Source organism: Alicyclobacillus pomorum DSM 14955 (genome assembly GCF_000472905.1).
GTDB lineage: Bacteria > Bacillota > Bacilli > Alicyclobacillales > Alicyclobacillaceae > Alicyclobacillus_A > Alicyclobacillus_A pomorum.
Genome location: NZ_AXAR01000007.1, coordinates 1 through 17,634, shown reverse-complemented (window position 1 = coordinate 17,634; position 17,634 = coordinate 1). Strand labels below are relative to the sequence as shown.

The following is a 17,634-nucleotide window of genomic DNA, read 5'->3' as shown; positions in this document are numbered from 1 at the left end:
ACGTTGATTCCCGTGGTTCCACCCAACTTCGACATCGACTCATTCTTTTCGTCGATGCCCTCATTGCGTATAACGTACGCCCCGGTTGCCGTTTCGATAGCCATATCTCCCCGGCAACTGCTTGGGAAGTGGTGTCCGCGAGAAGTCTGTTGAGAGACGCTTTCAGCCGGTGGCGTCTCCTCTCTGGTACAACGTCGCATTCTGCGGCGCGTCTTCCCTCAACGCATCCAGTACATTGGTTTTTTATGAATATAATCAACTGACTAGATGGTGTCAAGTCCGCCTCTAGTGCAATTTGTCCGGAATCACTTTCCGCTGCAGGTTCTGTTCTCTGTAGACATCGGTGCTTTGAAGAAGCTCGCGGCACGTTGAACAGTTGTCACAGCGGGCCGCACGTCCGACGAAGACCTTCTCAACCGTTTCAGAGAAACTGGGCCAAGGCGCCGCAATCGCCATGTCGTGAATCACGATTCGGCATGGAGCGCGCGTGATGAGAATACTCATGGCAAGGTCCTCGGCGTTGACTTCGTCGCCGTCCGACGCTCGTGCTGCCGCGTCTGCTACCGCAGTGTCGCGCACCAGTTCTCCCGCAGAATCCGTAATCCAGACGCGGTCGTTGGTGCAATACACGTGCAACACCTGCTCATTAGGTGGTTGCGTATCCAGCATATAACGCAACATGGAGACAAACTCTTCGTATTCCCTATCTGCGAGAAACTGCTCCACCACCTCGTGCATGCTGTGGTCAGTGGCGAGCAGGTAATCTTTGACACGAAATCGCACAAGACCGTCTACATTAAGATAGGGGGAATTCCCTGCTGCATCCATCCAGTGCTCAACCGCATCTTGAACAAGTTGTCTCCATTGGTCATGGGTAAGGCCTGCGATGACTTCATCCGATTTGCGAATGCCATGAAACGTCAACAATGCGATGTACTCGCGCTCATCGTCGGTCAAGTAGTCGTACACTGCAGCAATGCGCAAGCATATATAATCATAGCACCAGTCAGTAAAGACGTAATCGACGAGCGTCTCCACCAAATTGGATTTCTGTTCCGCTTCAGCCTCCACCGTGAGTGCATGTACGTTGGTTTGATGGACTTGTGCGTTGAACCCAGCGGCAACCAGTTTCTGCAGCAGGGTTGCACTTGCATGTTCGGTTTCCAGTTCTACGATGGACACAGATATCAGTCCTTCCCAGGGTGAGACACCCTGTTCGTCGTTTGTGGTCTACTGACAGTATTGAGCGGAGAGAAAGAGACTTATACTTCCGCACTGCACGAATGCAACGACACCCACAAACGTCAGGAATGACAGAAACGTTTGTAGACGAATGAGAAACATTCGTCAGTTTCAAAAGACTCGGCAAGTTTTTAACATGCTATGCCGCGCATCTCCGTCCTGCATAGGCCGATGGAGAGCACCAAAAACACACAAAAAAAACGCTTCCGTGCTTTGCACAGCCAGCGGTTTTACCGATATATGTTATATGTGGTGCGGCTGACAGGAATCGAACCTGTGGCCCCCACCGTGTCAAGGTGGTGCTCTCCCTCTGAGCTACAGCCGCTCATCAGAGACATTGCCTATGATATCACGGGATGATAGGCGAGTCAACGTTGTCCTGACGGCTCGTCCGTAGGAAGTTGTTTCAATACTTCCCAGATCTCAGGATTGCGCTTCGAGATATTGACCGCCTTCATCGTTGACATATCGACATATGCGTGCTCCGTCATTCCCGACGCACAAAGTTCACCGGCCTCATTGAAGACTTCGTACAGCAATGCCATGCGGGTACGAGTGACAAACTTCAATCGCGCGTGAACAAACGCTTTATCTTCAGCGCGCAGTGTCTTTTTGCAACTACACTGCACGTTAATGACCACCAGAACGATACCTTTGTCGTGAAAATCCTCCATGTAGGAAATGCCGTTCTCTTTAATAAAACGCATCCGTGCAACGGAAAACCAGTCAATGTAGTGCGGGTGGTAGATAATCCCTGCCGGATCGCATTCGCCCCACCGAACCTCAAACTCTGTTATCACAACTTCTTTCATCGGTGTTCCCCCAGTTCAAACAGGCTTGTCCATTCTCCATTCGGGCTTGACAGCCCGAATCACTGCGCGCTGGCATCAGGTGCGCACCGATAAGTATACCAAATGGTCGGAATGGAGCTGAACGCAATGAGGAACTTTTGGGCGTGAACATTTTGTTCTTCGCTATTTTGCAAATCGATGAAGTGAAGGAGAGAGTGTGTGCTCTCCATGAACGTTAGGAACGCCTTTGAAGGAATCGCGTAAGGTTGCCATGTACTGTGTCATCAAACCGTCGCAGTGTACCGCTAGAATCAGCAATGCAGCGGCCGTTTGATGGATGGACCGACACAGTGCATAGGCAACGTTGTCGACGAGGAACCACTCATTCCGCGTCAATGAAATGGACAGAGGCTCCACAAATGCCCTTTCGGCCATCAGAAGTTCATTGAGATTCAGACAGTCAGAACTCCCCAACCAGGTGCGTCCTCGACATTGGTAATCCCGCCAAAAGTACGGTGCCAGTTTATCCAGTACATCAATGTCCTGATTCGCCCGCAGCAATAAGTGTCTCGCTGCATCAGCTGGTCCCACGCTTGCCTGATGCGCCAGTTCAGTGAGTAGGGAGGACATCCATTGCGGGATGACTGGACTCACCACGTACTTCCTCTCTTGGCACCACACCAAACACCACTCCCCTCCGCTAGGACTGACACGTTGCTCCTATTCCCATGGATAATGCCCTTGGGACACGGGATATGCATGTGACCCTGTGGACGGAACATGGCGAATCTATTGTACGGTGTGTTCGTGCGGGAACACGTTCTTGGCGCCACACGCCGGACAGACCACTTTCACCTCAACTGGCACTTTGTTGTCGGGGCCACGTTGACCTTTGACGGCAACCCCACTAATGACTTCTGCACCGTGCGCAATAATATTGCCACCGTACATATGAGCCACCCAGGTCATGGGCCGATTGCAGACAAAACAGGAGTGCATACCGCGAAGTTCATCATACAAGGCCATCCCCTCCACATCTATTCTCCTTCATCAGTGTTCGCGAATTTTCACGGGACATTCGTTCAAGTTAAAGTGAGCATGTCGTTCGCGTTTTGCAAATGTTCATTTAAAATGGTTCAACACGTATTTGTTTGTGATGGCGATTGATTCATTGCTCAACAAATGGTACAATACAACCTGATGTGCGCCGGGGTGGCGGAATTGGCAGACGCAGCAGACTTAAAATCTGCCGGGGGCAACCCCGTACCGGTTCGAGTCCGGTTCTCGGCACCAATGAAAGCGCGGCTTTCTGGATGTTCCAGAAGGCCGCGTTTTGTTGCATAGGGATGCGTCTGAGGAATGGCGCCATACAAATATCTTCGAGATATCTTTCAGGTACTAAATTTTTTGTGTCATATGAGCGGTTTGCAACATTCCTCTGGAGCGGATGAGAACGACTAGATGTAGTGTCTCCCTAGTAATGGAAACACTACATATTGTGCTGAATCAGTTGTTCGTCGTGATTTCGCCAATTGCTGAACTTGTTTGCAACCCGTGACTGGTTTTCGGTAACGTTATACTGGATGGTAACAGAGCGTTATTATCGGCGGTCCAAGCGCGTGATAACGCACATATCTGTCGATATGGGAGGCGTACTGGTATGAAAATATATGTGGTGTACGACAGCGAGAACGGACACACCGAAGCGCTGGCGAAAGCCATCGCCGAAGGCGCCAGTTCGGACGAACGGGCCGAAGTCTATTTGCGCCATGTAAAGGACGCCGATGTCCGTGATTTAGCAGATGTAGACGCGATTATCTGGGGATGCCCTGGTCATTTCGGAACCATTAGTTCAGGACTGAAAGCGTGGATTGACAAGCTCGGTTACCTTTGGGCGAAAGGCAAGTTGATTGGCAAGGTTGGCGCGGCATTTTGTACAACGGCCACCGTCCACGGGGGCACTGAAATGACGCTATGGAACTTAATCACTCCGATGCTACATAACGGGATGATCATCGTGGGTCTACCTGGAACAGTTCCCGAAAACGTACTCTATGGATCGTACTATGGGGTGGGTATCACTTGCCCAGTGGAAATGTCTCCAGACGCACCTCTGAATCTGCCAAGTGAATCGGATTTAGCACTCGGACGGGCACTGGGTCGCCGAGTTGCCGAAGTGACCGCGAAAATGGTCGGTGAGTGACGCCTGGCTGAACCCGAAAGGAAAAGAGGTGAGCCCTGTGGGATTTTTAATCATATACCTGGTGGCAATCGTAATTATCGGTGCGATTGTCATCGGCATCAACATCCGACTCATTCGTCGTGAAAAGAACGAGAGCGCAGAGCCAGCCGTAAAAACGAGTTCAGCAGAGAGCCAGAGCGACAAGACCCTCACTGAGCCAAATCCGAAAACAGTGAAGGAATCCCCTACACCGACCGAGTTTCCAAAAGCCGCTCCCCAAGAAGGGGTGCCAAGTCCGGCCCATGATGAGACGGTGGCTCCTGTGAAAAGGACTGCAGCAGCGACCGCACCAACATCGTCGACGCCGATTTTTCAACGGAGGTCTCAACAGCCTGCACCTCTCCAACAGGCGACGCACGCAGAAAGGGTTCGCCCAACAAAAGCTCGGGATGCATCCGTACGGGATAAGCAGGATCCATTTGAGATGACGGATGACGATTATCGCAATGCGCTTCGAAAATTGTCGGGACTCGCTACATCTGGCAAGACGCCTGAATTGGATGACGAACCCATGGTTACCACTGACGATGCGTATCGCGAAGCGCTGCGCTCTATGATGAACAAAAAACAGGATTCGTGTTGAGCGGGTATGGTGTCAGAGGAGAACTTTCAGCTTAAAATCTGTCCGTTTTGCCAAGCGAAAAATCGGGTGCAATCAGACAAAGCCGACAGAGCCATCTGCGGTGTGTGCAAACACCGTCTGATGGCGACGCATTATGAAGTATTAGGGGTCAATCCTGATGCGTCGATGCAAGAGATTAAACATCAGTATCGGCGCATGGTCCAGACTTGGCATCCAGACAAGACGACGAATGACCCGCGTGCGGTGGAGCGATTTAAGGCCATTGTAGAAGCATATCGGACTTTGTCTGACCCCGAGAAACGGCAACAGTATGATGAAGTTCTTCGGCTTGATGAAGCGAACACGGACGAGGTTTCGTCCATCGGTGAAGTCTCTGTTCATCCACATGACGCTGCGGGAACGGCAACACAGGATGACAGCGACGACACGACGTTTGTGATGAAAGTGTTTTATAACGTTCTGCTCTTCTGCAGCGCGTTCATTTTGTTCATTTTGTGGGTTGTCACCAGCCATTCTGATTTCCCAGGCCACGACGTTTTGCTCTGGTTGACCATCATTCTCGGCATGTACAGTTTGTTTCGTACAGGTTTTATCATCGTCACCAATTGGAACAATCATGGATGAACCACAGCTGCCAATGTAGTACGGAACCCTTTGGGAATCACGCGACCTGAAGGCATTGCATAGGTGATCATCCACTGGTCCCGTAGTTTCCACCAGCACATAACGACTTTGGTGGGATTGACAATGTCAATCCCACTTTTTTGCGTGGTCTTCGCTTCACCATCACACGGGCCAAGCGTACTTTGGCACTTGACCTCGGACACCAGTAGCGATACGTTCACAGTAAGCGTTTGAGGGGGTGTGTGTGTTGCTCGGAAAACTTATCGGTCTCGGTATCGTGATGGTGATTGGTTTCGGCTTGACCATCCGGGGGAACCCATCCTACTGGCAAATCATTGGCCTTGTACTCATGATGATCCCAGTCGGCGTAGCACCTGTCCTACAAATGTCAGAAAAGAAAGACAACGAGTGACTGCTTAGCGGCGTTCTGGAATTGTACATCTGGCGTGCCCATCCTTGAGAGGTTCGGCACGCCGGGGCCATCGTGATATGGCTTGCGCCCACCCCCAGCTCTTCTTCAGTGCTCGCGTGATGCCTGGTTCGTCGCCTTGCCCCACCGCATTCTCGAAAAATGGGCTGCACTTCATCTCCAACGTCACAGCACATTTCCCCGATGGAAGAACGTACCCTTGTGCTTGACTGTTACGCCAATCATTCTCAAAATCAAGTATTGTCGATGCAGGACACGTGACCATTTCCGCGCATCGGCTTTCGACAATGAACAATGGGGGGTGGCTCTGTGTCCGGAACCATGACATCTTCGCAAGTGAAATCACCTATCTTTCGCCGTGCGGTATTTACGTTTAGTGGTGCACATTTTCTGAACGACCTCATGACAACAGGGCTGGTACCCGCATTGGTGGTCATGTACAAGCAAGCCTTTGACCTCAACTACACCCAGTCCAGTTTGATAGTCCTGGTATCCTATTTAACTTCATCCGTCATGCAACCTATCTTTGGCGCTCTGACAGATAGAAAACCGCGCGTCTGGTTGCTCACACTCGGTCTATTTCTGTCTTGTCTCGGACTTGGTCTGACGGGTGAGGTTCATTCATTTCCATGGCTTTTGGTCTGCGTAGCGCTGTCGGGATTGGGTTCAGGCGCATTTCATCCTGAAGCTTCGCGCGGCACGCATTTGGCTGCTGGCGGAAAAAAGGGCCTCGCACAGGCGATTTTTCAGGTTGGTGGTAATGCCGGTCAAGCGTGCGGACCGCTGATAATTCCGCTGTTTTTATCCCGCACTGGCATCCATGGCCTACTCTGGTTTGTACCGCTGGCAATCCTGTCACTTGGACTCACAGGACAGATCCTTGGCTGGCTCGGCCATCGCGTACAAGAGACGAGTGCGAAACGCAAGGAGGCAGTCGGAACCAACAACATTCCTGGCGTCATCTTGCTCATCCTCGTGATCATTCTTCGGTCCTGGTGCCAGGTCGGGGTAGTCGTGTTTCTCCCCTTTTTCTTGCACGAATCTCTCGAGGCATCCGAATGGTTGAACTTTGTATTCGTTGGCGCCGGCGCGCTGGGTACGTTTATCGGCGGCATCTGGTCTGACAAGATTGGCATGAAGCGGTTATTGGTCGGTTCCATGTTCGCCGCAACTCCGTTCGCCATCCTGCTTCCATATGTACACGGTGTCTTCGCCCTGCTCGATTTGTTGCTGTTTGGATTTAGCGTTTTGGCTTCGTTCGCGGTATCGGTAGTGTACATGCAGCGACTACTGCCTCGCAACATCGCCATGGCGTCTGGGCTTTCTATTGGCTTCGGCGTTGGCGCTGGAGGGATTGGCGCCACGTTCATGGGCAGCATTTCCGACGTATTCGGCGTTCCTGCGGTCTTCACCGTCATCTCCATGTTGCCACTGATTGCGGCCGTCATCGGTTTGTTCTTGCCGAGTGACTTCACAAAAAAGCAAGCGGCACGCGTTTAAAAACAGTGTCAGGTCGGGAAGTATGAACACGAAGAATGGCGATCTGGCATTAACGTATCAACGTTGAATAGCACACCCTGCACTCACATGAAGCGCGGCCCCGAGTCTCTTTGGGACCGCGTCCTTGTCATTGCGACCATGAAAGGGCCACATCATCTGGATTCCGTGTGATAGAGCGAAGATGAGGGTTCAAATGGTCATCACAATCATGAATCATCACGCATTGACCTGCAACGTAAACTGCTTTTGAATGTCCCTTGGCCCCATCTTCATCGTGAACGTCACTTCGTACTGCCCTGGTTTTGCAAGGGTAGCTTGACCTTCAAACCCGCCATTCTGGTTGGTCAACTGTATTGTTTCATTAACAGACTGTCCCGTAACGTGAGCTTCCGCAGTTCGCTGAACCCGCGGCTGTCCGTTGCCGCTTCCACCTGTCCAGTTCCCTACATGGTTAGAACTTGTCCCGCCAGCCCAATTTCCGGGATGATTACTCCCGCTCGTTGACCTTGGAGCGTGACCGTTTCCTCCCCGGTTCGGCCTTTCAATTGTAAAGTCGAGAGTAAACGCCTTGCCAGCGGTGGGTTTTGCGGGTGTGGTTTGCATAGCGATGTTCGGTTTTAAGGTCCGTGCCTGACCTTGGCCTTGCCATCCCGTAGTTGCAGAAGAATTTGTATTAGAACTCGCGTTTGAAGCGTTGCCGCACCCTGTGACACCCACTAGAACTGCCCCTGTGATCAGCATAACTGCCCACTTCATACGGCTCATGCAGACACCCCCAGTACATATCTTTTGTACGGGCAACATCATACAACGGTGTCCACGGCCCTTTGAACCTGCTTCACGAAAACAACACGAGATCTCCACGACATCTCCAAGACTGGCACAGACAAGAGGCAAGAGTGGGGTATCGGGGGCACGAAACCTCCCGTGCCGGGACTGACTTGCGGGCGCCCATAACAAAGCAAGCGGCATCTTTTTAAAAACAGCGTCATGCCAGGAAGTTTGAACGTGAACAAGTTACTACAAACTCTACAGAGGATCTACATAATTTTTTAATATCCCACGGGTCTTTCATTTCTTCAATCTGCGCAATATGGCGTCGTTCGTGCAGTGCGAGCAACTGCATTCTCTGTTCGAAGTTCAGCATCCCAAACACGGGATGAGGGGCTACGTGGGTGCGTAGAACATCCACCTCTGTAGATGAAATGAGGGATAGCAACTTTTGGCGCGATTGAGCCAGGAAACGCCGCGCATTGTCAAGGTTCTGGAAAATTCCTTTCGGGCTAATAATCTCAGGGGCCTTGAATCGACCAGCCATCATTGTTGGGACTCCGTAGCAAGTCGTCAGACACCCCATCAATGGCGCGCCATAGGTGTTCGCGTGCTTTTGCAAGTACATTCACCGTGCGGACCCTCCCTCGTTCTCGTATCTACCATGGAGATGAAAACACGATTCGAACTAACCATCTATACTCCTATATCTTGAGAACCAAAATCCGTTCGTTTTCCACATTTGCCCAAGTTCGTTGCAGCGAGCCCAATTCTCAATCATACTGACGTATTGCCAGTACCAAGAGCGCCACAACTGTCACAAGGAGGATGAACAGCGCATCCACAACGATGGTCGTGATACCACCGATTTTCGCGGCAAGCCAACCGGTCAGAACGTTCTCAATGGGAAGAAGGGCAAATGAACCGAACATATCCAGGCTAGCCACTCGGCCAAACGCCTCCGGTGCCACCAACTCCTGAAGGCTTCCTTCCCACGTCAGTCCGAACAGCATCAGACAGGCACTGGACACCCCCACAATGACCATGAGCGACGGCGCCGTGTGAACAAAAGCCAGTCCCAACCCGGCGATTGCACTGCCCGCGACTCCCCCGTAGGCAATCCATCCTCTTCTGCGCCACCGTTGTCGCCGCCCGTATATCACCGCGCACAGAATAGCCCCGACGCCAGAGGCGCTGCTGACCAGGCCGTAGATGGCGGCGGACATGCCGAGATGAACTTTGATCAACCAGGGCAACAGAATGGTGGTGATGCCGGCGCCGGCAATGTTGATAAACGCGAAGGCGATGATGGTAATCCACAACCACGGATGCTTGCGCAGTTCCCGATACCCCCAGGTGAGCTCGTGTGCGAAACCACGCAGACCGCTCGAGGCCGCCGGTATTAATCGGGCAGGCGCACCGAGACGGAGAAAAGCCAGACTGACGACCGAAATCAACAGTGTAACTGCGTCAACGGCAAATCCAGCCGCCACTGTAGCGAACCCGACGACCACCCCGCCGATGGTTGGTCCGAGCAGGCGGGCAACCTGCTGGCTCACTTGCGTTAACCCGTTTGCCGCGTTTCGGATGTCGGGCGTGAACACCTGGGCGCGAGCCGCCGAGTAGGCTGGTTGAAACAAAGCGTCCATAGCCCCAAACAGTAAAACAAATGCGTCGAGAAACGGCATCGTCAGCCGATGTGTTCCCACCAGCACAGCCAGTCCGACCACCAGTAGGCAGCGAATGATATCCGTCAGCATCATGAGGCGGGAGCGCGATACACGGTCGACCAGAATGCCCGTAAACGGAAGCAGTAGAACCTGCGGCAGCATGAGCAGAGCCATGACGACACCCATCTGTAGTGTGGATCGACCCATCGAATACACAGTGAGAGGGAGCGCCACCCATAGGATTGCATCCCCGAATTGGGAAAGCGACCTATTTGATTTATCGTAATTATACCTGTATTTCAACAACGAATCGTGCACATGTGTGAAATGAGGACTCTTATGGAAACCTGTGTTAATCATCCCGAGAACGACAGAACAAGTAGCAGGGTAACCTACCTGACTGTCCCCTACGTACCTTCAACGCGGATTCTGTACCGAGGAAGATTCAGACGTGCCGATGATAGCCGGTCTGGCGCGAAACTGTGTCAGGCCGAGCCGGTATAACAGCGTACTCAACAACACAAGGGCAGCCGCAAGGTTGAGCATGATGGTGCCACCCCATGCGGCCATCGCCAGGCCACCTAACCAGGGGCCAAAGAACTTTCCCAGGTCGACGACGTTCTTCGTCCCGTAATAAGCGCCACGCATGTCCTCTGGCGCAATCTTGTCAATAAACAAGGTTCCTGCAGGAAAGGACAAGATTTCACCGATGGTAAAGATGACAATGGCCACGATGCCCAACGTCCAACTCCTCGTGAACGCCAGACCGACCAGTCCCAGTGCGTAGCAAATGTTGCCCGCGAGAACGTTGCTTAAGAGCGACTTCTTTTCAGCCCACTTTGAGATGGGTACCTGACAAATCACGACGACGACAGCGTTCAGGCTAAAGGTCAGCGAAAACAGGGCGAGACCGCGAACGACGTGTTCCTGGAAGTGCACAGATACGTTGGTATTGATTTGCTCATAGGCGGCACGCACCATGATCCCGTCCAGTAAATAAAAGAGCAGCGCCTTGTCCGATGCGATGACTTTGACTACGCTAGCCAGTGAGGCTTGCTGGTTCATCTGAGAACGATGTCCGGTTGACGGGCGAGTCCGCACCATCATGGTATGAAGCAGGAGGGCATACGCCAGGAAAGTTACGCAGGAAAAGACAAATGCACCATTCCCGCCGGTGAGCCCGAGCCAGGCACCAATCAGCGGCCCGACCGAATAGCCTATGTTAGCTGCCGTGTACCGCAAGGAAAAGACTCCGTACCGCTGATCCACAAGAGTCATGTCGCTCATCAGTACCTGTGAGACCGGATCAAAAATTGCGCGGCAAGCCCCGTTTAACAGCGTCAATAAGACCAGGATGGACGGCGCGTGAGCCGTTGCGAAGAACAGAAAAACCATGACCCACGCGTACAACGTCGACAGCAAAATGACGTTCCGGCCAAACCGGTCGGTCAGGGTTCGCCTACTTTCCGCTGGGAAACATTTGCCCCTATCTTAGCCAATTGTTTGTGGGGTTGATATACCGCGTTTTCAATACCGCTATGACGATTTTTCATACCTGTGGAACTCTGCGCACGATTTCGGCTGCACTGAAGCAATACGTGCCGTCGTCATGTGATTCTGATACATTTGTAAGGGAAGGATTCAAATCTGTGAGGTGCATCCACGGTGGGAAATCCACGTGACAATACAGGAGTCAACGTAGAGACAGAAAAAATGCTCCATGACCTTGTGGAAGAAGTGGTCGATACAGTCGCCGCCTTTGATGGAAGGCTGACTTATACACCCATGTCAGCGGATGGGACGTGTGTTTTGACGTTCTCAACGCGAAATGACCAGGTCCACCTATGGATTCACGCACGGGTTCATGAAGAAAATCGAGTTGAGATTTCTTTCCAATGTTCAGAAGACAACGCAACCACTGAACAACGTAACGTCGCATTCTCAGGCCTCTTCGACCAGACTGCCATCCGTCATCATCTCGGTACAGGTCTTGCCGACTGGTATGGACGAGCCGTACGGCAGCAGCGAAGTCATGATGCGAAGTAAAGCGCGAATCTTGGCTGTACACTCACAACATCACTGTAACGCGAAAAAGACGGCGGAATCGCCGTCTTTTTCGGTGTAAGGCTTAGTTGATGCTGCTGAGGACTCAAACTATAGGGTTTTCGTCACCATGGCACATCAGCCTCCTTACGGTTGTTATGATGTCCGGCCGTGCATGGGATTATACACCGCAATGGGCGTTTGACATCGTTTTCCACAGAATTTCCATCCAATCTTACCTCAGGACCTTTCCAAGGCATATTCCGATCACGAATTAGCGTAATATAACTATTGCAATTAGTATTGGCTAACAGTAATATTATAGGCATAAAATTGACTAATTTAGTCATGATTATACCACTTCTCAAGTTTGTCGTACTGGCATTACGTGGTGAATCATTCATTTCGGGAGGGCAATTCATGTCGCGTACTTTTATTAAGCCCAAGTCAATCCTTATTTGCGTCGCAGCAGTGCTCGTGATCGGTGTTCTCGTCTGGCAGGGCATTGCCGCTCATGGGGACCCTGATCCCACCGTGAAGCACCTGAGTCCATCGGCCGCTATGTTGGACACTGGCATACTTGTATTCCGTGAGGGACTGGAGGCAATTTTAGTATTGTCTGCATTAACGGCGAGTTTGGTCCGCACTCAAAATGATGCTTGGAAGCCAATCTCAATTGGTGCTGGTTTGTCTTTCCTGGCCACACTGGTAACCTGGTTTGTTGTCGTTGGGGTGATTAATTTAGCCGGCGGCACTACATCAGAACTCAATATTCAGGCGGCAACTGGCCTCCTGGCAAACGTGGTTTTGCTTGTGATCATGAACTGGTTCTTCCACAAGATTTACTGGACAGGATGGATCTCACTACATAACCGAAAGAAACGCGAGTTAATGGAAACATCATCGGGCAACGACGTTCAAGCCATCACGTACAAGGGTCTCGTGATTCTCGGATTGACATCTATGTATCGTGAAGGCTTTGAAGTCGTACTGTTTCTGCAAACCATACGAATGCAAGTTGGCTCCCATGTGGTTCTCCTTGGTACATTGATTGGTCTAGGTTGTACGATGCTCGTGGCTGTACTCACATTCATCGCACATCAGCGCCTCCCATACAAGAAGATGCTGATATTAACCGGAATTATGCTGTGCGTCGTCCTATTTGTCATGACTGGAGAAACAGTTCAGGAGATGCAACAGGCAGGCTGGATTCCGACAACCAATCTTGGATGGAACATACCCGATTGGATGGGCTTGTGGTTCTCTGTAGTCCCAACGGTTCAGACACTTGTGGCTCAAGTTTTAGCCGTCATCTTTGTAGTTGGTTCGTACGTAGTTTCCGAGTATGTGCGTGTGCGGAAACCCCGCAAACAGGTTCGCTCAGCCGCATTGAAAGAAACTCAAGAGATGTAAGCACGTCGGTCATCTGTGACTTTTCATTTGAAGACTGTGTAGGATACGGCTTGAACGGGCTGTGACTTTCTTCTCATACCATCGCCTTCATTCCAAAACGGGATGAAGGCATTTTTGTCATCTTGCCGCTGCACGACTTCGACCTGGAGCTCTGCGATGGGAAGTGGTGGATCTACCGGGGGTGGGGTTAAAAAAAGACGCTCACATCAGCGAGCGTGATATGGGGTAATCAGAGAGTGAAGGTTCACAGGCCCCGCCTTTGCCAGTGACGGCGGCGACCCCGCACGTCGCCCTGCCTACGAGATCAGTGTACAGGGCAGATTTGAAAAAGCTTTTTAGATGATGTGGAGAGTTTGTGGTTTCCTCTATATCACGGTGATAGCGTAGTCCTTTCTTTTTCGACTCCGAAACAACTCCTCCGCCGCTGATGCCGATTCACCCAAGTTCTCAATGAAATGGATGATGTGTATTAAGAGCTAACTCGTTCGCGGCGTCCATATTCGATGAAAAATTCGTTGTGAATAAGGTCAGATAATCAATTGATGTGCAAACGAGACAATCAGAGATAAAGAAAACGACCTCTCGATGACCGAGAAGTCGCGTCGCATAAGGAATTTTCACTTGGAGGCGCCACCCGGATTCGAACCGGGAATGAAGGTTTTGCAGACCATGGAGTTGAGTTTTTGGAGTATCTCAGGATGTTCCCTCGTCCTCAAAAACCTTGGTGAGACGCGATTTCTTTGTGTTCCGGTGTTACGCATTTCAAACCGCGTTTTGCACCCTTTGATGGGCAAATTGATGCGCAAGAAGGTCGTGTCAGATTTGGTGAAAACGTTTGATGCAAAGGGGCGCCAAATAACCGGGGGGCTCTACATCACTCAAGATAATGCATGTGAGGGTGCGGCCAAACCGCCTATTCCCGTTCAATAACGACGGTTTTCAATATGAATGCCCTGTACTTATGTTCATCCACCGTGTTTCACATCGCCCTGTCAGCTCGCGCGATTGGCGTGCATGTCATACCCGATCATGTTGTTTGGGCTGAGTGCGTTGTCTAATCCCACACCATGATTGATAGAAAAACATAAGGAAGGACCGCATCTCTGCGGGCCCAAAACGGATGACCTACCTTGATGATAAATAGCGCGTGATGTAGCGTCCATAACGCAAAGGGAAAAACGGATCACTACTTCACCTGTTTAGATATGCCGAGTACACCGCCTAGAAATACGCCAAACTGCTCGTCAGACTGTTCATCAGGTACAAGCGCGTCATCCACGTAGACATTTGCTTCGCCTTTTATAGGGTTGCGAAAGTATGGTCCGCCCCACTCTTCCGTTCGGAGAAATTCTCAATCTGATGACCACAAGTTGGTGACGAGGAGGAGGATGCCTGGTGGCCGAACGGGAGAAAACAGACATGGAGAATGAAGAAACGCTGTACTGCCCCATCTGCAACTCTCCGCTCAATGGAGAAACGCGCGAATGCACGCCGTTTTGTAGCAGCTGTGGATACAAAGGCGTCTGTGGAGATCCCACATCATGAGCTGGCGTGATGATCAACATTCGCACCATAACCACAATTTCTCCATATCTTCTACGCAACTTTTCCACATCTTGCTTGTACACTGTGATTGTGGGTTATCGCCACCGTTACAGGTTACGCGGAACCAGCGACGTACAACCCTACATATTCCATACTGGCTCCTACGTCATGTGTGACGCTCCCACAAAGGTGAGCGTCCCTTTTTTCAATTCCAAACCCGGTAAGTAGGCACCTCCACTGAGTTCACACCATAACCACAAACTCTCCACACCTTCTATACATCTTTTTCACACCGAGCTTGTACACTATGTTCGTAGGCAGGGCGACATGAGGGGTCGCCACCGTCACTGGCGAGGGCGGGGCCAGTGACATTACCGACCTAGTATTCAATCTCAGTGTCCATACCCCCTTGTATGACGCTCGCTGGTTAGGTGGGCGTCTTTTTCAATCTCATCCCTCGGTAACCACTGACCACCGCTGAATCACACGCGCAACCACAATTCCCCCACAACTTCTACAAACATTTTCAACATTTGCGCTGTACACTCTTCCGTGGCCATGGCGACATGCATTATCACCAAAGTAGCTGGAGGAGGTGAAGTCAACCCAGTGATATGAGCGTTGGATAAGGTTAAAACTAGAAAATATGCAATGGGGTAGTGAGGAAATATAGATGTGGGTTGTAATTTCGTTTCTTATTGGCATTGCATTATTCATTTACGGAGTTATTCAGTTTTTCCGTAACAAATGGAAACACGGCAGTGTGATGATCGTTTCTGGGTTCATCGTTTTTATCGCGGGGTTAGTTGTGACTGGTGCACCGGCTCCGCCTTCTTCGACAAATAATCATGCGCCTGCAGATAATTCCAACAAGGTCAATCGGAAAGCGGAGCCCTCCGTTTCAAAGGTAAGTGACCCATTTAAGAATGCTGATGCTCAATGGCTATATACCGTTGAACCGAATTTACGTCCTGTTCAAAACGACTGGTCGTCATTGTTGGCTAAGGCGCAGAGCTGGAAGCCTGGAAGCAGTGCAGATGATCCGACTCCATACATAATCAAACTTCAAGCAGACGCGAAAGCCGCGATAGCAAATTTATCTTCAGGAACTCCAGGTTCGGAAACAGCTCTACACACAATTACATCAAAGCTACAGTCCTTAGTGAACGAAGACAAAAGACTTCAGAATGACTTGATGAAACCTCATGCTGGTGCACCGTCACAGAAATCTAGTTTAGGAAAGGAAATCAATAATGATATTAGTTCAATGATGTCAGACATGACCGCGTTGAATGCATATGCAATCCAAACGCGAGCAGACTGGCTGAAGGACAATTAGTTACAGTCATTACAGGGGCGTGTGTGGGGATTCGGTGTCATAATCTTGCGCTGATCTCCGTAACCACAATTTCTCCATATCTTCTGTGCAACTTTTCCACAACTTGCTTGTACACTTTCTTTGTGGTTAAGGCAACACAATTGGTTGCCACCGTTACTGGCGAGGCCGGGGCCAGTGACCTGCAACCCAACAAGCTCCATTACACGCACCTACTCCTGCGTGACGCTCACTGATGTGGGCGTGTTTTTTTAATGCCACTCGGTGACTTTCAATGCAGCCACTCTCTGGATGAATAAGAGAGAAGGCAGGGGACAAACCCCTGCCAAAATCTATTCTGTGGGATTATGGAACAATACTAATTTCCTGAGAGCATGGTGTACATTCGACTGACCGTTCCCACCAAGTTTCCATGGTCATCATACAAATTGTATTCAAATGCTACAGATCGAGATGGGAAGTAGTATGTCGGACTTGTAGGCTTCGGATTGGATGTTGCCACGTTTGATGTAGAAGCAAGTGCTAAGTTGTTGTTAGCACTTACTCCACATCCAGATAGAAGAGCCGCCAATCCAAGTGTAAGTGTAATTGCTCCTTCCCAAACGCAAAACCCTTTTCCCGTTGCTTGACCGAGCCCAAGTTTCACTTCCTACCCAAGTCGGTCCATTAATTTTACGATACATGGTTCGTGGCGGTTCATCTTCCCACCAAGCGCCAGCCTCCATCCACCAGCCGATGACGATGATGATGTCGTCGCCACTAATAACGGTACGAGGGAGCCCATCGTTCTCTGTCACCTCGATAGGATCCACAAAGCAAGCATATTACTGATGATGTGCTATCGGTAGCAAACTTGGAAAATTTGTAGAGATGTCATGTTGATTTTATGAATCCCATGATTTTCGATACGGCGCGTTATAAGATGGTAAAGTCTCAGGTAGTGGTGTAAATTCTGAGGCTTCATGTTGACGAAAAAGCCATCGAGTGCCATCTACTAAAGTGACGGCAATCACCAGTAGTAGGAGGCGAACTCGATGGCTTCTATGGATAAGATCGCACTTTTGGAGCTGATTCGCAAGATCGGTTTGGAAGATGGAGATGTCGATTTTCTGCGGGAGGGTTTGAAGGTCCTTGCCGAAGCCGTGATGGATGCCGAGGTCAGTCAACTCGTCGGTGCTGAGCGCTTCGAACGAAGCACGGAGCGCAAGAATTACCGTAACGGATACCGCCGCAGAGAGTGGGATACGAGAGTCGGAACCATTGAATTGCAAATTCCCAAGCTCCGAAAAGGCAGCTATTTCCCCAGCTTGTTAGAGCCACGGCGGAGAGCGGAGAAAGCATTGCTCAATGTTATTCAGGAAGCCTATGTGCATGGTGTGAGCACCCGTAAAGTGGACGAACTTGTAGAGTCGCTGGGTATCGGAGGAATCAGCAAGAGTGAAGT

General features: G+C 50.7%; 17 protein-coding genes and 2 tRNA genes. 10 read left to right on the top strand and 9 right to left on the bottom strand.

Annotated features, from left to right (window positions below; translation table 11 throughout):
• Positions 1-285: 285 nt before the first annotated feature.
• The 5 genes from ytxC to YWK_RS0108625 form a co-directional block, all read right to left on the bottom strand.
• On the bottom strand, positions 286-1,182 hold the full coding sequence (gene ytxC, locus YWK_RS19045) for a sporulation protein YtxC (protein ID WP_051375394.1): 897 nt from the start codon (positions 1,180-1,182) through the stop codon (positions 286-288).
• Positions 1,183-1,492: 310 nt separating this feature from the next.
• A tRNA-Val gene (locus tag YWK_RS0108640) sits at positions 1,493-1,567 on the bottom strand.
• Between the two features lie 43 nt (positions 1,568-1,610).
• A complete protein-coding gene (locus tag YWK_RS0108635; RefSeq protein ID WP_026964475.1) occupies positions 1,611-2,054 on the bottom strand; it encodes an acyl-CoA thioesterase in 444 nt (147 codons plus the stop codon).
• Positions 2,055-2,216: 162 nt separating this feature from the next.
• The gene (locus tag YWK_RS0108630) at positions 2,217-2,687 is read right to left on the bottom strand and encodes a hypothetical protein (protein ID WP_156909092.1); all 471 of its coding nucleotides are present in this window, start codon (positions 2,685-2,687) and stop codon (positions 2,217-2,219) included.
• A gap of 135 nt (positions 2,688-2,822) precedes the next feature.
• Entirely contained in the window at positions 2,823-3,053 is a 231-nt protein-coding gene (locus tag YWK_RS0108625; RefSeq protein ID WP_156909091.1) for a hypothetical protein, read from the bottom strand.
• Between the two features lie 186 nt (positions 3,054-3,239).
• Between YWK_RS0108625 and YWK_RS0108620 the strand changes: the two genes are divergently transcribed.
• The 6 genes from YWK_RS0108620 (at position 3,240) to YWK_RS0108595 (ending at position 7,412) form a co-directional block, all read left to right on the top strand.
• Positions 3,240-3,326: transfer RNA gene (locus YWK_RS0108620), tRNA-Leu, on the top strand.
• 367 nt (positions 3,327-3,693) lie between these two features.
• The gene (locus YWK_RS0108615) at positions 3,694-4,236 is read left to right on the top strand and encodes an NAD(P)H-dependent oxidoreductase (protein WP_026964472.1); all 543 of its coding nucleotides are present in this window, start codon (positions 3,694-3,696) and stop codon (positions 4,234-4,236) included.
• A 37-nt stretch (positions 4,237-4,273) separates the two neighbouring features.
• Positions 4,274-4,858, top strand: coding sequence for a hypothetical protein (locus tag YWK_RS0108610; RefSeq protein WP_026964471.1), 585 nt, complete (start codon positions 4,274-4,276; stop codon positions 4,856-4,858).
• Positions 4,859-4,924: 66 nt separating this feature from the next.
• Positions 4,925-5,482 carry a J domain-containing protein gene (locus tag YWK_RS20940; protein ID WP_169727158.1) on the top strand — a complete coding sequence of 186 codons (558 nt, stop codon included), beginning with the start codon at positions 4,925-4,927 and terminating at the stop codon, positions 5,480-5,482.
• A gap of 247 nt (positions 5,483-5,729) precedes the next feature.
• Entirely contained in the window at positions 5,730-5,894 is a 165-nt protein-coding gene (locus YWK_RS21855) for a hypothetical protein (RefSeq protein ID WP_156909090.1), read from the top strand.
• 312 nt (positions 5,895-6,206) lie between these two features.
• Positions 6,207-7,412, top strand: a complete 1,206-nt coding sequence (locus tag YWK_RS0108595) for an MFS transporter (protein ID WP_051375392.1) — start codon at positions 6,207-6,209, stop codon at positions 7,410-7,412.
• Positions 7,413-7,628: 216 nt separating this feature from the next.
• On the opposite strand, the gene YWK_RS0108590 is transcribed toward YWK_RS0108595, so the two are convergent.
• The 4 genes from YWK_RS0108590 to YWK_RS19035 form a co-directional block, all read right to left on the bottom strand.
• Positions 7,629-8,177, bottom strand: coding sequence for a hypothetical protein (locus YWK_RS0108590; RefSeq protein ID WP_026964469.1), 549 nt, complete (start codon positions 8,175-8,177; stop codon positions 7,629-7,631).
• Between the two features lie 223 nt (positions 8,178-8,400).
• Entirely contained in the window at positions 8,401-8,811 is a 411-nt protein-coding gene (locus YWK_RS0108585) for a DinB family protein (protein ID WP_026964468.1), read from the bottom strand.
• 145 nt (positions 8,812-8,956) lie between these two features.
• On the bottom strand, positions 8,957-10,213 hold the full coding sequence (locus tag YWK_RS0108580; protein WP_084453584.1) for an MFS transporter: 1,257 nt from the start codon (positions 10,211-10,213) through the stop codon (positions 8,957-8,959).
• Positions 10,214-10,270: 57 nt separating this feature from the next.
• Entirely contained in the window at positions 10,271-11,305 is a 1,035-nt protein-coding gene (locus tag YWK_RS19035; RefSeq protein ID WP_084453583.1) for an MFS transporter, read from the bottom strand.
• Positions 11,306-12,244: 939 nt separating this feature from the next.
• On the opposite strand from YWK_RS19035, the gene YWK_RS0108565 reads away from it, so the two are divergent.
• The 4 genes from YWK_RS0108565 to YWK_RS0108535 form a co-directional block, all read left to right on the top strand.
• A complete protein-coding gene (locus YWK_RS0108565; protein ID WP_245578566.1) occupies positions 12,245-13,309 on the top strand; it encodes an FTR1 family iron permease in 1,065 nt (354 codons plus the stop codon).
• A gap of 1,395 nt (positions 13,310-14,704) precedes the next feature.
• Positions 14,705-14,854: a hypothetical protein gene (locus tag YWK_RS21850; protein ID WP_156909089.1), complete on the top strand. Its 150-nt coding sequence runs from the start codon at positions 14,705-14,707 to the stop codon at positions 14,852-14,854.
• 673 nt (positions 14,855-15,527) lie between these two features.
• Positions 15,528-16,193, top strand: coding sequence for a DUF308 domain-containing protein (locus tag YWK_RS0108545; RefSeq protein WP_026964463.1), 666 nt, complete (start codon positions 15,528-15,530; stop codon positions 16,191-16,193).
• A 1,031-nt stretch (positions 16,194-17,224) separates the two neighbouring features.
• A partial coding sequence (locus tag YWK_RS0108535) for an IS256 family transposase (protein WP_026964462.1) occupies positions 17,225-17,634 on the top strand: 410 nt, incomplete at its 3' end.

Excerpts from the sequence above, each read along its gene's own strand:
- YWK_RS0108580 (WP_084453584.1), bottom strand. The coding sequence starts at position 10,213 with ATGATTAACACAGGTTTCCATAAGAGTCCTCATTTCACACATGTGCAC.
- YWK_RS0108615 (WP_026964472.1), top strand. The coding sequence starts at position 3,694 with ATGAAAATATATGTGGTGTACGACAGCGAGAACGGACACACCGAAGCG.
- YWK_RS0108590 (WP_026964469.1), bottom strand. The coding sequence starts at position 8,177 with ATGAGCCGTATGAAGTGGGCAGTTATGCTGATCACAGGGGCAGTTCTA.
- YWK_RS0108585 (WP_026964468.1), bottom strand. The coding sequence starts at position 8,811 with ATGTACTTGCAAAAGCACGCGAACACCTATGGCGCGCCATTGATGGGG.
- YWK_RS0108565 (WP_245578566.1), top strand. The coding sequence starts at position 12,245 with ATGATTATACCACTTCTCAAGTTTGTCGTACTGGCATTACGTGGTGAA.
- YWK_RS0108595 (WP_051375392.1), top strand. The coding sequence starts at position 6,207 with ATGGGGGGTGGCTCTGTGTCCGGAACCATGACATCTTCGCAAGTGAAA.
- YWK_RS0108635 (WP_026964475.1), bottom strand. The coding sequence starts at position 2,054 with ATGAAAGAAGTTGTGATAACAGAGTTTGAGGTTCGGTGGGGCGAATGC.
- YWK_RS0108545 (WP_026964463.1), top strand. The coding sequence starts at position 15,528 with ATGTGGGTTGTAATTTCGTTTCTTATTGGCATTGCATTATTCATTTAC.